At 62.4% G+C, this 13,724-nt stretch carries 17 protein-coding genes; 5 read left to right on the top strand and 12 right to left on the bottom strand.

Annotated elements, in window-relative coordinates; translation table 11 throughout:
• Positions 1–42: 42 nt before the first annotated feature.
• From FHS47_RS06270 to FHS47_RS06260, 3 genes are all read right to left on the bottom strand, one after another.
• Positions 43–969 (bottom strand): AraC family transcriptional regulator, encoded by a 927-nt coding sequence (locus FHS47_RS06270; RefSeq protein ID WP_167024480.1) that lies wholly within the window; start codon positions 967–969, stop codon positions 43–45.
• Between the two features lie 45 nt (positions 970–1,014).
• A complete protein-coding gene (locus tag FHS47_RS06265) occupies positions 1,015–1,731 on the bottom strand; it encodes a hypothetical protein (RefSeq protein ID WP_167024477.1) in 717 nt (238 codons plus the stop codon).
• Between the two features lie 142 nt (positions 1,732–1,873).
• Positions 1,874–2,857, bottom strand: a complete 984-nt coding sequence (locus FHS47_RS06260; RefSeq protein ID WP_167024474.1) for an MBL fold metallo-hydrolase — start codon at positions 2,855–2,857, stop codon at positions 1,874–1,876.
• A 77-nt stretch (positions 2,858–2,934) separates the two neighbouring features.
• Here FHS47_RS06260 and FHS47_RS06255 point away from each other — a divergent pair, with 77 nt between their 5' ends.
• Positions 2,935–3,597, top strand: coding sequence for a TetR/AcrR family transcriptional regulator (locus tag FHS47_RS06255; protein WP_167024471.1), 663 nt, complete (start codon positions 2,935–2,937; stop codon positions 3,595–3,597).
• A 32-nt stretch (positions 3,598–3,629) separates the two neighbouring features.
• On the opposite strand, the gene FHS47_RS06250 is transcribed toward FHS47_RS06255, so the two are convergent.
• Both FHS47_RS06250 and FHS47_RS06245 read right to left on the bottom strand, forming a co-directional pair.
• On the bottom strand, positions 3,630–4,052 hold the full coding sequence (locus tag FHS47_RS06250) for a hypothetical protein (protein ID WP_167024468.1): 423 nt from the start codon (positions 4,050–4,052) through the stop codon (positions 3,630–3,632).
• A gap of 35 nt (positions 4,053–4,087) precedes the next feature.
• Complete coding sequence (locus FHS47_RS06245) at positions 4,088–5,101, bottom strand: NADP-dependent oxidoreductase (protein WP_167024466.1); 1,014 nt, start codon at positions 5,099–5,101, stop codon at positions 4,088–4,090.
• A gap of 97 nt (positions 5,102–5,198) precedes the next feature.
• Between FHS47_RS06245 and FHS47_RS06240 the strand changes: the two genes are divergently transcribed.
• Positions 5,199–6,101: a LysR family transcriptional regulator gene (locus tag FHS47_RS06240; protein WP_167024463.1), complete on the top strand. Its 903-nt coding sequence runs from the start codon at positions 5,199–5,201 to the stop codon at positions 6,099–6,101.
• Between the two features lie 32 nt (positions 6,102–6,133).
• Here FHS47_RS06240 and FHS47_RS06235 read toward each other — a convergent pair whose 3' ends face one another.
• A complete protein-coding gene (locus FHS47_RS06235; protein WP_167024461.1) occupies positions 6,134–6,841 on the bottom strand; it encodes an SDR family oxidoreductase in 708 nt (235 codons plus the stop codon).
• 38 nt (positions 6,842–6,879) lie between these two features.
• On the bottom strand, positions 6,880–7,632 hold the full coding sequence (locus FHS47_RS06230) for an SDR family oxidoreductase (RefSeq protein ID WP_167024457.1): 753 nt from the start codon (positions 7,630–7,632) through the stop codon (positions 6,880–6,882).
• 172 nt (positions 7,633–7,804) lie between these two features.
• Between FHS47_RS06230 and FHS47_RS06225 the strand changes: the two genes are divergently transcribed.
• Complete coding sequence (locus FHS47_RS06225; protein ID WP_167024454.1) at positions 7,805–8,749, top strand: AraC family transcriptional regulator; 945 nt, start codon at positions 7,805–7,807, stop codon at positions 8,747–8,749.
• A 20-nt stretch (positions 8,750–8,769) separates the two neighbouring features.
• Here FHS47_RS06225 and FHS47_RS06220 read toward each other — a convergent pair whose 3' ends face one another.
• A complete protein-coding gene (locus FHS47_RS06220) occupies positions 8,770–9,504 on the bottom strand; it encodes an SDR family oxidoreductase (protein WP_167024451.1) in 735 nt (244 codons plus the stop codon).
• A gap of 106 nt (positions 9,505–9,610) precedes the next feature.
• On the opposite strand from FHS47_RS06220, the gene FHS47_RS06215 reads away from it, so the two are divergent.
• A complete protein-coding gene (locus FHS47_RS06215) occupies positions 9,611–9,979 on the top strand; it encodes a helix-turn-helix domain-containing protein (RefSeq protein ID WP_167024448.1) in 369 nt (122 codons plus the stop codon).
• A gap of 45 nt (positions 9,980–10,024) precedes the next feature.
• Here FHS47_RS06215 and FHS47_RS06210 read toward each other — a convergent pair whose 3' ends face one another.
• Complete coding sequence (locus tag FHS47_RS06210) at positions 10,025–10,918, bottom strand: AraC family transcriptional regulator (RefSeq protein ID WP_167024445.1); 894 nt, start codon at positions 10,916–10,918, stop codon at positions 10,025–10,027.
• A gap of 213 nt (positions 10,919–11,131) precedes the next feature.
• Here FHS47_RS06210 and FHS47_RS06205 point away from each other — a divergent pair, with 213 nt between their 5' ends.
• Positions 11,132–11,896 (top strand): SDR family oxidoreductase, encoded by a 765-nt coding sequence (locus FHS47_RS06205; protein ID WP_247741371.1) that lies wholly within the window; start codon positions 11,132–11,134, stop codon positions 11,894–11,896.
• Between the two features lie 120 nt (positions 11,897–12,016).
• Here the strand turns inward: FHS47_RS06205 and FHS47_RS06200 are convergent, their stop codons facing one another.
• The 3 genes from FHS47_RS06200 to FHS47_RS06190 all read right to left on the bottom strand — a co-directional run bounded on the left by FHS47_RS06200 (position 12,017) and on the right by FHS47_RS06190 (position 13,693).
• Positions 12,017–12,832, bottom strand: coding sequence for an NAD(P)-dependent oxidoreductase (locus FHS47_RS06200; protein ID WP_167024439.1), 816 nt, complete (start codon positions 12,830–12,832; stop codon positions 12,017–12,019).
• Between the two features lie 4 nt (positions 12,833–12,836).
• Positions 12,837–13,208: a MarR family transcriptional regulator gene (locus FHS47_RS06195; protein WP_208381816.1), complete on the bottom strand. Its 372-nt coding sequence runs from the start codon at positions 13,206–13,208 to the stop codon at positions 12,837–12,839.
• 311 nt (positions 13,209–13,519) lie between these two features.
• Entirely contained in the window at positions 13,520–13,693 is a 174-nt protein-coding gene (locus tag FHS47_RS06190) for a hypothetical protein (protein ID WP_167024436.1), read from the bottom strand.
• Between the last annotated feature and the right edge of the window lie 31 nt (positions 13,694–13,724).

Here is a 13,724-nt window from a genome sequence, read left to right as displayed (position 1 = left end):
CCAAAAGGCATGCCCATTCCTACAGCCGACGATGCCCGTCTGCTAGGCCAGAGCCACCTTCGAGCTCATGGCATCGTGCTTCGGAGGGTTGCCGAACATGCGCGAATACTCCCGACTGAACTGGGAGGCGCTCTCGTAACCGACCTGGTGCGCGGCCTCGGCAACATGGACTCCTTCCGCTGTCAGCAGCCTCCGCGCTTCCAGCAGCCGCAGCTGCTTCTGGAACTGAAGCGGCGACATGGCGGTGAGCGCCTTGAAGTGCTGGTGGAACGAGGACAGGCTCATGTTCGACGCTTCGGCCAGACGCTCGACGCGCAGGGTCTTCGAAAAATTCTGACGAAGCAGGTGAATCGCCCTGCCGATACGTTCCAGATACGTGTCCGGTACGGCTTGCCGCCACAGGTTCGACGCGTCAGGCCCGCTCAGCAGCCAGTAATAGAATTCGCGCATCAGGCCTGGGAAGAGGATCGGCATGGCCTTCGGGGTCTCCGTCAATCGGACCATGCGCAGGACGCAATCCGCCAACGCACCGTCGACGTCAGTCACGAACATGCTACGGACAGGATTTGCCGGTGCGACAACAGGCATGTCGAGCTTTTCGAGGATGTCGCGCATGAGGCCGACATCGAATTCGACGGTGATTCCGACAAACGGCTCGTCGGGACTCGCAGCCACGATCCGGCCACAGGCCGGAAGATCCAGCCCTATGACGAGACACTGCATCGGGCCGTAGCTGAGCGTCTCGTCGCCGATCAGGATCTCCTTGCCACCCTGCAAGGTGATACAGAGGGAGGGTCGATAGACGTAATGATTGTCCATCGGGCGGAACGCACGGATGACATGCAGCCCCGCGTTCGGTACAGGGAAATACCCCTCCCCGCCGCCATTCGCATCGGCATAGGCGTTGACCGCCGCCAATAGGGTCGAGGCGTTTTGTGCGCCGGAGCGGTTTGATTTGTCAGGGTGCAATGGCCTGGGCTCCCTCGCTGTCGAACAGCAAACGCTGGCGCTCGCTCAGGGCTCGGACGTAGTGCACCGAGTGTCCCACTGGCTCATCAATTGCTCGACGCCCTTGAGGTCAGCCAGCAGGTCGGCCGAACGCGACGTCACCAGGTCGCGCTCGGCATCCGTCATGGCGAGGGGATTGCCGGCGATCAGGGCGGGAGAAATGGCACGTGTCTGGCTTTCCAGAAGACGCTGGCCCTGCTCGCTGATCAATCGCTGCTGGGTGTAGATGCCCGCATAACATTGCACTTCCGCATAATCCATGTGCCCGAGCGCCCCCGTGTCCCGAGCCGTCGTCCATGCGCTATCGGACAAGGCCGACCACTCCAAACGGTATTGCAGGTGGCCGTCGCTTGGAACCTGGCCAGTCTGGCGAAGCGCCAGCAGCACATCCAGGTTCGTCTTCATGCGGGCCTGATCAGCCTGCACGCTGGCGATGTTCTGTTTCACCAGCCCGCGATTCTCACTGATCTCGCGCTCGATGTTTCTCCGGGCCTCGGTCACCAGGGACCGGTGGTGGTAAGCCTCGACCAGCGATTCCAGGCTCAGTGCAATGAGCAGGCCGATGCTCACGATAGCCAGATGGATAAAGAACTGTCGCCACGTGGTCACGGCGTGGTCGGGCGCATGCACGTGCATCGCGTCGTCCTCTAAGGCAGCGGGGGCGGTAACGGGTGTCGGCGGCGTGGACGCGGACTCGGGAACGAGCGGGTCTGGTTCGGTCATAAATGGCCGTCATGGGCAACCTTCTCGATTCTAGTTCATTTCCACGTGCTGCCGTTCCACCTCGCCGGATGTGTAATCACTTCCACCCCACTGTTCCGAACCCAACTAGATTATTGATCCAGCTAGGTTTCCCGAGCCAGGATCAGCGAGTTGATGCCGGATAGATCGCGATCGAGGCGAACGCACGGGTGTCATGCGCGGGAATCGCCGTGATCTGGGGGTAGAGCGCGGTCGCGGCGCGGATGCGCGCGATGGCTGTCCGTATTTCGGAGCGGTCTTCACCAATCAGGAACCTCATCATCCAAGGCTTCTCCGCTGGCCGCGTCAGCCCTTCCATTTGCCAAACGAGATCGCCGATAAAAGCGTAGCGCTTCCCCGAGGGCAGATTGACGAAGACGATGACCGAGTCGGGTGTATGGCCCGGCGCCGGCACGATCACGACCGAGCCATCGCCATACACGTCATGGCTGCTTGGGAACCCGAGGTAAGAGCCGCCATCGAAGTGATACGGCCGATAGATGACGCCATGGAAGCTGTTGAGCACCTCGGTGCCCTCGCCATGTGAGCCGATGAAGCGCTGGCCGGCGTCGTTTACCAGTACGGGTATGCCACGAAAATCGTCCACTCCGCTGATGTGGTCCCAGTGTGCATGGGTCGGCAAAATGGCGGTCACCGTATCGGAGGGCATCCTGGCCAACTGATCGACGATGGGCGTGCCAAGGTGATGGGGCGACTGTTGAAGCGAGGGGAGCAGTTTCAACTGCCGCTCGACATGTCGCCCGAACCCCGTGTCGATCAGCAGGTCGCCCTTGGGATGCCGTACGAGGATGCCGGTCGCGGCAAATGCCCTCTTCTCAGTCCACGAACCGCCCCGAAAGGCCAACGCCGCAGGGGTTTGATAGGTACCTGTCGGCAGCGCGCTGATCGACATGGCGGCGGGAGGCGTGGCCGGTGGCAGCGCCCCGACATCGATTTTCGGCACATCGAGCCGGATCGGAGCGAACGTCCAGGCGAACCAGAGCAACGCCGCCAGGAACCATATCGCGAGTCCGATCAGCGCGCTCCTGACCGGGCGGCGACGCATCCGCAGCAAGAACGAGTTTCCGCTTCCGATAGCAAGGGCCATTATCTGCCTTTCGTGTAACAATAATGTTGATTATCGTTGTAACGATAATGGCTACTATCGTTAGGAGTCAATAAGGCATGAGGGATTGGTCCCCCGATCATCCGAGAGCGAAAGTGATGGCGCGCAAGCGCGCGGCCATCGTGGCAGCGGCGGAGCAGGCGTTCGTGCGCGACGGCTATGCCGGTAGCGGCATGGAGAGCATTGCCCGCGAGGCCGGCGTTTCAATCATGACGCTATACCGTCATGTTCGAACCAAGGACGACCTCTTCGCCGCGGTGATCGAAAGCGCCTGCCATCCGGTTGACATGGAAGAGTCGGCCAAGATCGAAGACGCCATGAAGAAGCCGCTCGCGGACATCCTTCTCTTCATCGGCGTGATGTTCCAGGAACGCATCCGTGGCCCGAAGACCACCCATCTCCTGCGGGTGGTCATGACCGAGATGCGTCGATTCCCACATCTTGGTGAGCTGGCGTACAACGGCCTGATCAACGCGCACGTCGAAAGGCTGGACGCTTTTCTCTCGACCAGGGAGGAGACATCCGATATGCCGGCGGAACGACGACGCAAGATCGGCCATGACTTCTTCGAACGATTGATCGGTCTCGACGACTATCGAGTTCTGCTCGGCCTGTCGGCTCCATCGGAGCAAAGTATTCGCAGTCGGGCGGAAATAGCCGCACAGGAATTGCTTGCGGAGCTGGAGAGGGATGGCCGTGCTCCCGGTACGCAGGAACCTTGAGAGCCCTCTTCCGGGCCGAAGTTGCAGCCGCACTAGATCGTGCGTGCCACGATCGGATCGTGCACGTACTGCAACCATGCTCCCAACCTGGAGAGATCGCCATGCACGCGCATGGCGCCGGATTGCATGAAGCGGTCGGCGGCGGCGCCGTATGCGGGATCGGCGCTGAGCAACAAGTTCAATGATTTCGCGGCCGCTGTCGTGATCTCGATGGTGATGTCGCCCCGCTCGTCGGGCCGAGCACCTGCTCGGAAAGAGGGAACGCCATCGACAATGTCGAAACGGAGTCCCTGAACCAAGCCTTCTGAAAGCGTCGCGCCGTCAGTGTAGCGCTCGACCAGGGAGACGTTTGTGTCAGGGGCGAGGCCGCCTCGCAGGGCGGCCTCGCACATCAGGTTCCCCACCATCTCGAACCACGCTTCGGTTCCATGGCGGAGCTTCTCGCTCGCTGTCATCGTATGGCTCCAACTGGGTGACCGGCTACACCGACTCACTCGACGGTGAGGACGATCTTGCCTTGGATATGCCCCTGGCCCGCGCGCGCATGCGCCTTACTGGCATCTGCCAGCGGGTAAGTGCTGTCGATCACCACCCGTATGCTCCCGTCATTCAACAAAGGGGCGAGTTCCAGAAGCTGGGCACCGCTGGAACGTACCTGCGTTGCCGAAACGGTAACGCCCCGCGACGCCGCTTCCTCGGCACCCGCAAAGCCCAGGGGGTAGACCGGAAACAGCGCTCCCCCGCGCTTCAGGGTCCGCAGGAAGCGTGCCGCGGCAGCGCCGCCGACATTATCGACAACCAGATCGAGGTCCCGCACCAGGTCTTCCGGGGCAGTCTTCGTGTAATCGATGAATTCATCGGCGCCGAGATCGCGGAGAAGTGCTTCATGCTTTCCGGACGCCACCGCGATGACGCGCGCGCCCTTCAACTTCGCGACCTGAACCGCGAAATGGCCAACGCCGCCCGCCGCCCCGTTGACCAGAACCGTCCTTCCTTCGAGCGGCACCGGGCGATGCCGGTCCGGCTGAAGCGGATTAGGCTCGTCGTGGCCCAACTCGACCAGAAACTGCCAGGCCGTGAGCAGCGACATCGGCGCGCCCGCCGCATGTACGTGATCGATACCGGCGGGCTTCAGCGCGAGTTCCGATGCCGAGACGCAAACATATTCGGCGTAGGCTTTGCCGCCCGTGAGGTCGCCAGGAAAGCGGACCATGGAGTAGACCTCGTCGCCGACGCTGAAGCGCTCGACATCCTCCGCGATCGCCTCGACGACTCCGGAGATATCGGTGCCGGGGATCAGCGGAAACGATACCTGCGGTCGCCATTCCGGCGGCAGCGCGTTGTAGCCGTCGCGCAGATACCAGTCGGGAGGATTGATGCCGACCGCGTGGACGCGAACGAGCACTTCTCCCTCCTTCGGTTGCGGCTTGGGCGCGTCCTCGTAGACCAACACGTCGGGGCCGCCGAAGGCATGCAGGCGGGTAGCTTTCATGGTGTCGCTCATTCCGATCTCCAAAATTCCGTTCGAGTCGTCGTTGATCGGAAATTTATAGCCTTGCACCTGAGTTGATAATGGTGGTCAAAGTTGATTCACTAATGTCATGAAAGAACAAATCGCACTCGAGCGGCTGACCGGACTCATCGCTTTTGCGCGCGCCGGCTCGCTGGGAAGCTACACCGCGGCCGCGCGCTCTCTCTCGATCTCCCCTTCGGCGGTGAGCAGGAGCGTTCAGCGGCTCGAGCAACACCTGGGCGTGTCGCTCTTTACGCGAACGACACGCGCATTGACGCTCACGCCGGAAGGCCGGGACCTGCACGAACGCGCGCTCAGGCTGTTGCGCGATGCCGAGGACATCGAGCAGGCGGCAAAAACGGCGCGTGCCGAGCCCGCGGGGACCTTGCGTGTTGCGGCGTCCTTGCCGATCGGCGTGCATCTGATCGCACCGGCGTTGCCGGCATTTCGCGAGAAGCATCCTGCGGTCACCGTCGACCTGCGGTTGAGCGATCAGATCGTCGATATCGTGGAGCAACGCATCGACATCGCCATTCGCATCGGCGACCTGCCCGACTCGGGATTGCTGTCACGCAAGTTGGCGCCCCTTCGGCTGGGCGCCTATGCGTCGCCCGGCTATTTGGCCAAGCGGGGCGTGCCTTCTCACCCGGATGATCTGCAAGGGCATGACACGGTTACCCTGCGCTACCAGAGCACGGGTCAGTTTTTCCGATGGCCATTTCGGATCGGGGGTCGCGAAGTCGAAATGACGCCGCCGTCCGGGTTGGTCGCCGACGTGAGCGACGCAGTCATGGCCATGCTCGTGGCAGGCGGGGGCATCGGGATCAGCGCGAGCTTTGTGGCCGCGCCATATGTCTCGCGGGGCGAACTGGTCCCGATCCTGACCGAATTCGCCGTCGAACGTAACAACATCACCGTACTCTGGCCTGAAAGCCGTCGCACTAATCCGGCCGTGCGTGCCTTCCTCGCGCTACTGCAGGAGATCTTTTAGGGGTGCATACCCGTCGTGGCAGGTGGCTGCGGTTACCAGGGCCAGCGTTCACCGGCATAGTCCAGATAGAGGTTTTGGCCACTGTTACGGTGGCGCTCGACGACGTCCGCCACGCCACGCATGCTCGTTTCGACGTCGATTTCAGCCTGGACGGTACCGTCCAGCGTTCCCATTGCCGTCGCGGCCCAACCGGGATGAATGCAGAGCACCGTCTGGCCAAGATCGCGGATTTCCGCGTGGATGCCGCGCGCCATGATGTTCAGCGCCGCTTTACTGGCCCGGTAGAGTTCGAGCCCCCCTTCCAGATTGGACGCGACACTGCCGCGATGCGACGACATGAATGCCAGCGTCCCGGGCACCTTCAAATACGGAAGCAGGTGCCGGGCGAGCCGGATCGGGCCGAACGCATTCACCATCATGATCTGCTGCAAATCTTCCGGCGTCGCTTGCACCACCGACTGGTGCAACGGGCCGAAAATCCCTGCGTTGAGGTAAACCACGTCGAAGCGGCGTTCGCCAAGCGACGCAAGCAAGGGCGCGATCTGCGACGAATCGGTCACGTCGATGTGCCCGATCTCCAGTTGACCGGGAGCGGCCCTCCCGGTCACGTGCAGCGCCGACACGTCCGAATCGGGAAATGCCGTGGCGAACACCTGCCAGCCGCGTTGCAGGAACTGCTCGGTCAGCCCGAGCCCAAGACCTCGTTCGGCGGCGACGATCAGAATGCAGGGTTGTGACATGAAGCCTCTTCCTATGACGAAAAATTCGGCGGGTGCGGTCAGAGGGCCGTATATCCACCGTCGGCCATGATCAGGGCGCCCGTCACAAAGCTCGCGCGTGGCGATGCCAGCCATGCGATGACGTCCGCGATCTCGGCGGGTTTGGCGACGCGACCCAACGGATGAAGGTGGCCGTAGCTTGCGAGCGTCGCGCGGCTGTCCTCGACGATACCGGCCAGGATGTTCGTTTCGACGACACCCGGCGCAACCGCGTTGACACGTATCCCGTGCTCGCCGTATTCGACAGCGAGCACCTTCGTCAATTGGGCGATCGCGCCCTTGGATGCGGCGTAGGCCGCAAGGTCCGGCATGCCGACGCTGCTGACAACGGACGCGACGCTGACGATCGTGCCACTGCGCTGTTTTACCATCACACGTAGCGCTTCGCGCGAATGTAGGAAGTTGCCTCTCGCGTTCGTCGCGAGGATGGCATCCCATTCATCGACGGAAGTATCGAGCGCACGCTTGTTCAAGGTACGCCCGGCATTGTTCACCAGCACGTCGAGTTGCCCGAATTCTCCCAGCGCGCGATCGACAGCCGCGCGCGCCGTCTGCTCGTCGCCCACGTCACCTGTCAGCGTCACCACGCAACCCGGTTCGGCAAGCTCCGCCACGGCGGGATGGATGTCCTCGGCCACAATGCGCATCCCATGCGCTCGCAACAGGGCTACAGTCGCGCGCCCTATGTCGCCGGCGGCACCCGTCACGAGCGCGACCTTTCCATCGAGGCCCGATATGGTGTCTATGTTCATGCGTATTCCCGGTGTTGAAATCGCCGATGGGCGATTCGATCAGCAACACGCATGCTAGGCGGCCCCGCCCCGTTCGCTAATATCCATAAGAAAACGAAGATTGCCTATTTCTATAAAAATAGGTTTAAACGATGGTGGAAAGCACGGTGTATATTGCTAAAAAGGGAGGGCAATGGCTGTGCCGGGCGAACGACTTCAACAAAGGATGGTGGCGCGCCTGCTCCGGCTGGCGCCCGAGGAAGGCTATAACCGGACGGGACTGGCCGACGTTCGACTGCTGCGGGCCGACGCATCGCTACCGCATACGCCAGTCCTCTACGAGCCGTGCATCGTGATCGTTTGCCAGGGAAGAAAACGGGGTTTCCTCGGCGAACACACGTACCTGTATGACCCGCAACACTATCTGGTGCTGTCCGTGCCGTTGCCGTTCATCAGCCAGACCGAGGCGACGAAAGAGCAGCCCATGCTGGCGCTGTCGATCCGCCTCGATCTGGCGATGCTGGCCGACCTGCTGCTGGCGCTGGAGCGCGAACTGCCGGCGCCCGACGCGACGCCACTCGGCATGGCTTCAACGGTGATGGATGCCGAATTGGCCGATACCGTGCTTCGGCTCTTGCGCGCCCTCGAACGCCCGCTCGAGACGCATGCGCTCGGGCCCGGCCTGTTGCGCGAAATCTACTATCGCGTGCTGGTCGGCGAACAAGGACCGGCTCTACGGGCGGCGTTGACGCAACGGGATCGATTCGGCCAGATCGCGCGGGCCATCCGCAAGATTCAAACCGCTTTCCATGAGCACATCGAAGTGTCGGATCTGGCCCGCGAGGCCAATATGAGCCTGCCGTCGTTTCACAACCACTTCAAGGCGGTCACGCACAGCTCGCCGGCCCAGTACCTGAAATCCACGCGCCTGCATCAGGCACGCCTGCTGATGATCCGCAGCGGTCTATCGGCCATCGATGCATCCGCACGCGTTGGCTATGAAAGCCCGTCGCATTTCAGCCGGGAGTTCAAGCGCCTCTTCGGGCGGCCACCGATAGAAGAAGCCCGCCGAATGCGGAACATCCTACGCGTCAAGGCCGAATCGGCCTGGCCGGATTTTGTGCCGGACTGCGAGTAGTGCTGCAAGAGCATCCGACGTCAGAGTTGCGCAAGCCCTCCGTCTACGGCGACTTCGCTGGCGGTCATGAAGCTGCTGTCCGATGATGCGAGAAACGCCGCCACCGCCCCGATTTCCGCCGGATCGGCCATGCGCTGGAGCGGCGTCATCGCAGCGAAGACCTTCTGGCCCTCCTCGCCCAGAGCTTCCTTCGCCAGTTCGGTGGCCGTTGCTCCGGGCGACAACACGTTGACCCGGATGCCAGTGCCCTTCAAATCTTCTGCCCAGGTTTTGGCGAGGTTGCGCACAGCCGCCTTGCTCGCGCTGTAGGCGCTGAACGCCGGTGCGCCTGTGGTGCCGGCGCTCGATCCGGTCAGGATGATCGAACCGCCCGGCCCCATCAGCGGCAGCGCCTTCTGGACCGTGAAGATCGTGCCCTTCACGTTGGTATCGAAGGTGTCGTCGATGTGCCCGGCGGTGATCTGGCCGAGCGGAAGCGGACTTCCCGTCCCGGCATTGGCGAAAACGATGTCGAGGGTGCCGCGCTCGGCTTTCACTGCGGCGTAGAGCCGGTCGAGATCGGCCTCGTCGGAAACCGAGCCCTTTACAGCGCGAGCATTGGGGCCAAGGTCGGCCACGGCAGCGTCGAGTGCCTCCTGCCGGCGGCCGAAGATGAAGACGAAGGCGCCCTCCTCGATAAAGCGCTTTGCCGCGGCGCGGCCGATGCCGGTGGCGCCGCCGGTGATTACTGCGGTCTTTGCATTCAGTCTGGTCATCTCGTGGGTCCTTGTTGAGTTGTAGGGAAGCAGAGAACTGCTTACTTGAAGTAAGTATGACCCGTGATAACCTAAGGACAAGTATGCACTTTTAGGTAAGTACCAAATGACGGCATCCGCTGAAATCTGCGATACCGGCTGCGGACTCAATGCCACGCTCCGCATCATCTCGGGCAAGTGGAAGCCGCTGATCCTGTTTTTCCTACGCAACGGACCGAAGCGCTATGGCGAACTCAAGCGCTTGATTGAGGGCGTCGCCGACAAAGTGCTCATCCAGCAATTGAAGGATCTAGAGGCAGATCGCGTACTGTCGCGGACCGACTACAAGGAGGTACCGCCGCGGGTGGACTACGCTCTGACTCCACTTGGTCGCAGCCTGGCCGACGCGATCGTCCCGCTGTGCACGTGGGGAACCGAGCACGCCGCGGAAATGGCACGCATCTTCGCCGAGCGCGATGCTTTGCCTACGGCTTGATGCCGGGCGAGCGAAGCGAATCGATCCGGACAAGCGCCCAGCGCTTCACGCTGCCGTCTGAAGTCGGGTTTTCGCGGCTTTCATGTCGCGTGCCGGCGGCAAGCCGAACATCCGCCCATATTCGCGAGTGAATTGCGGCACGCTCTCATAACCCACCGCGTAGGCCACATGGCTGATCATCTGGCCTTCCGAAAGCATGAGCCGCCGAGCCTCGATCAGGCGGAGTTGCTTCTGGAACTGCAGAGGCGACAACGAGGTCACCGCGCGGAAATGCTCGTGGAACGACGACGGGCTCATTCCGGCAACGGCTGCCAACTGTTCCACCCTAAGCGGTTTCGCCAGGTTGTCGCGTATGAGCGCGACGGCCCGGCCAACGCGCTGGGCATGGCTTTCTGGAACGCCCAGGTTCCGGATGGCCCCGCCGTGGCGCCCGGACAATAGCCAGAAATGCAGTTCGCGGATGAGTTGCTTCTGCAGGATCGGCACGGATGCCGGGCGGTCGAGAAGACGAAGGAGACGCAAGGCTGCGTCGGCCACTTCACCCTCAGTGGGGTCCACACGAACCGGTGCGCCGGCGACGAAAGGGGCTGGCCCCATCTCCATCACCAGGCTCTCGATCACCGCAATATCGAGATCGAGCACCAGCGACACGTAAGGCGCCGCAATCGTCGCCTCGGTGATCTGGCTCACCGTCGGCACATCCGCGGTGATCAGCAGCGACTCTCCCGCGCCGAAGTCGAACGTGTCGCTGCCCATCGCCACCCGCTTATGACCTTGCAGCACCAGGGCAACGAGCGGCTTCGATACGGCGTACTGCAAGGCGGTGGGAGAGACCTGCCGCACGATCGCCACGCCCGGCACCGGCGTCACGGCAATACCGGCGGCATCGGCATGCGCCTCCGCGTAACGCCTGGCTGTGTCGAGCAAGGTGCGGGTCATGGGCGGAGCGTAATCCGCACCGTTCCGGCTGGCAACGCTTTCAGAGGAATAGGCAGGGATGGCGCAGATATGGGCAAATGGGCCCTATCTGCACTACGTAAAGCAATGGCGCGACGGCGCATTTTCGTAGGAATAGGCAACCATGACCGAGGAACCGGCAACATCGAGCCACGTCGGCCGCCCATAGTGAGTACACCCAATCACCAACCCACTATGGAGCCATCGATGAACACTATTTCGATCGTTACGGGCGCCAACCGCGGCCTCGGCCGCAACACCGCTCTCAGCATCGCCCGGCACGGCGGCGACGTGATCTTTACCTATCGCAACGGTGCGGACCAGGCGCGGGAAGTCGTTGCCGACATCGAGTCGCTCGGCCGCAAGGCGGTTGCCATCCAGCTCGACGTCTCCGACATCTCGGCCTTTGCAGGATTCGCAGAAAAGGTCCGCGAAACCCTGAAGTCGTGGGGCCGCGACACGTTCGACCACCTGGTCAACAATGCGGGCCACGGCGAGATGGCCGGTATCGCCGAGACCACCGAGGCGCAGTTCGACCAGCTGTTCAACGTGCACGTAAAGGGCGTGTTCTTCCTGACCCAGACGCTGGTCCCGCTGATGGCCGACGGCGGCCGCATCGTGAACTTCTCGTCGGGCCTGACCCGCGTGTCCTATCCGGGCTTCTCGGCTTATTCGGCGGCCAAGGGCGCGGTGGAGATCCTCACGCTCTACATGGCGAAGGAATTCGGCAGCCGCGGCATCACCGCCAACACGATCGCCCCGGGCGCCATCGAAACCGACTTCCTCGGCGGCGCCGTCCGCGACACGCCGGCCTACAACGAGGCGTTCGCCGCGATGATCGCGCTAGGCCGCGTCGGCCTGCCGGAAGACATCGGCCCGGCCGTCGCCAGCCTGCTCGGCCCGGATAATCGCTGGGTCACCGCGCAGCGCATCGAAGTGTCGGGCGGTCAGAACATCTGAGCCATGACGAGCCGGCCCGGGCTGCCTCGACGCGACCGGGCCGGCATCCAGATGCTACCCCGTTGTTCTCATCCTGCCGCGCTATCGGCTCCGCGGTCGTCCTGTCGACCGCCAGCAGCCCTAGAGGATGCCTTCCTGCGCGGCCTGATACACCGTCCTGACGGTCGGCTGAAAACCGAGACTTCGCGCCAGCGATGCATCGACATGAAGGTACCAAGGGTTCTGCATCGCCTCGGCCGAGGGTTCCATCGTCTCGCCGACAAGCCCCGCCAATTCGTAGACCGTCGTCGGGGCTTCGTCGGATAGGTTGAGGATCCGGCCGTCGAAGGCGCCTGCGAGCGCCGGTCTCATCGCCGTGGCAATGTCCCTATGGTGGATCGTGCTCACCCGATGGGCAGGATGGAAGCCGAAGGTGTGCAAGTGCTTCGGCAGCATCTCCAAATGACCGTCGCCATCGCCGTAAACAAAAGGAAGCCGCAAGATGGACCAGTTCAGGCCACTCTCACGCAGGAGCTTTTCTGCCCCGACCTTGCTGGCGGGATACGCTTGTTCCGGCGCAACACTGTCGGCCTCCCGAGCAGGCCGGGTCGAATTTTTGTCATACACATTCGTGGTGCTCGCGAGGATGAAGCGGGCGTCCGGCGCATGTGCCTCCGCGGCGGCAATCAGGTTGCGGGTGCCCTCGAGATTACTTCTCCAGATCAGATCGGTATCCGAGGTACGAAAAACGGCCGCGAGATGAACGATCGCCGAAACACCCCGGACGGCGTCCGGCAGCGTCGATGGGTCAAGTATGTCGCCCGTCACGGCCGTTGCTCCCGGTGGGCAGGTTTTCCCTGCCCGCAGCAGAAGCCGACAGGCAACACCCGTGTCCACCAGCCGAGGGACAAGGCGTTCGCCAACAAGACCGGTGGCACCCGTAATCAGGATCGTCATTGGCTCATACCGTTCGTGCAAGTGCTTGCAGCCGCTCCGTTGCCAGCCGGAGAACGCGGGTGGTCGTGGCCAGATCGGCCTCGTCGATGCCGTCGAAAGCGGCTTGGCTTATGAAGGAGAGATCCGGGAGCTGCCGCCACAGGGCCTCACCCGAACTCGTCATGGTCAAAAGACGCTGGCGCTGGTCTTCGCCACCCGATGTCTGCTCTATCAACCCTTTGCGAACAAGCGTGGCAACGATCCCGCTTAAGGTCGCCCGTTCAAGTTCCAGCGCACGTCCAAGATCGCGCTGCACGATCGGGCCGCCGCTCTTCAGATGCCAGAGGACATACCACTGCGTCGAACCCAGATCGAAAGGCCGCAGGGCCGCGTCCATCACAGCGCGCCCCGCCAGGTAGCAGCGCTTCGTCCATGCCCCCACCGATACATGTTCGCCGTCTTGTCCATGCCGCATTTCGGCCCTTCCATATCGTTTGCTACCGTACGAATATTGCAAGGTAGCGAACGAAACGTCAAGTGTGCCTCACGGGAGATCACTCTCATGCGCGCCGGGAACTCGGCATAGGGCGTTTGGACGCCTTCATCGACTGCCGCCAAAGCAGCAGAGAACATTAGCCAAGAACCCGAGATTTCTGGGCTCACGCCAGGCAAATCTCGGCATCGATTTTCTCGTGAGGCCGGCTCGTGTCATTGACCGAGGCGCGCGAGGTCGCTGGGTAGAATTTCTTGCGCCTTACGGTTCTTCACGTACGGCAATTCGTCGACCTTGGCGCGCCATGTAGCCAGGGTCGTCAGGTCCGGTGACACCGGAAGGCCGGCGATCTCCGCGAACAACAGGCTTCGGAAGCCGATAGTGATCACACCCAATCACCAGCCCACCAAGGAGCCTTCG

The organism is Luteibacter sp. SG786, from assembly GCF_011759605.1.
Classification (GTDB): domain Bacteria; phylum Pseudomonadota; class Gammaproteobacteria; order Xanthomonadales; family Rhodanobacteraceae; genus Luteibacter.
Note: the sequence above shows the minus strand (reverse complement) of the source record. Positions and strands in the feature narration are given on the sequence as shown.

Coding starts and splice junctions, on each gene's coding strand:
- FHS47_RS06230 (WP_167024457.1), bottom strand. CDS start 7,632: ATGAACATAGACACCATATCGGGCCTCGATGGAAAGGTCGCGCTCGTG.
- FHS47_RS06215 (WP_167024448.1), top strand. CDS start 9,611: ATGACGGCATCCGCTGAAATCTGCGATACCGGCTGCGGACTCAATGCC.
- FHS47_RS06250 (WP_167024468.1), bottom strand. CDS start 4,052: ATGACAGCGAGCGAGAAGCTCCGCCATGGAACCGAAGCGTGGTTCGAG.
- FHS47_RS06260 (WP_167024474.1), bottom strand. CDS start 2,857: ATGGCCCTTGCTATCGGAAGCGGAAACTCGTTCTTGCTGCGGATGCGT.
- FHS47_RS06235 (WP_167024461.1), bottom strand. CDS start 6,841: ATGTCACAACCCTGCATTCTGATCGTCGCCGCCGAACGAGGTCTTGGG.
- FHS47_RS06240 (WP_167024463.1), top strand. CDS start 5,199: ATGAAAGAACAAATCGCACTCGAGCGGCTGACCGGACTCATCGCTTTT.
- FHS47_RS06265 (WP_167024477.1), bottom strand. CDS start 1,731: ATGACCGAACCAGACCCGCTCGTTCCCGAGTCCGCGTCCACGCCGCCG.
- FHS47_RS06205 (WP_247741371.1), top strand. CDS start 11,132: ATGGAGCCATCGATGAACACTATTTCGATCGTTACGGGCGCCAACCGC.
- FHS47_RS06255 (WP_167024471.1), top strand. CDS start 2,935: ATGAGGGATTGGTCCCCCGATCATCCGAGAGCGAAAGTGATGGCGCGC.
- FHS47_RS06245 (WP_167024466.1), bottom strand. CDS start 5,101: ATGAGCGACACCATGAAAGCTACCCGCCTGCATGCCTTCGGCGGCCCC.
- FHS47_RS06220 (WP_167024451.1), bottom strand. CDS start 9,504: ATGACCAGACTGAATGCAAAGACCGCAGTAATCACCGGCGGCGCCACC.
- FHS47_RS06210 (WP_167024445.1), bottom strand. CDS start 10,918: ATGACCCGCACCTTGCTCGACACAGCCAGGCGTTACGCGGAGGCGCAT.
- FHS47_RS06195 (WP_208381816.1), bottom strand. CDS start 13,208: ATGGACGCGGCCCTGCGGCCTTTCGATCTGGGTTCGACGCAGTGGTAT.
- FHS47_RS06200 (WP_167024439.1), bottom strand. CDS start 12,832: ATGACGATCCTGATTACGGGTGCCACCGGTCTTGTTGGCGAACGCCTT.
- FHS47_RS06225 (WP_167024454.1), top strand. CDS start 7,805: ATGGCTGTGCCGGGCGAACGACTTCAACAAAGGATGGTGGCGCGCCTG.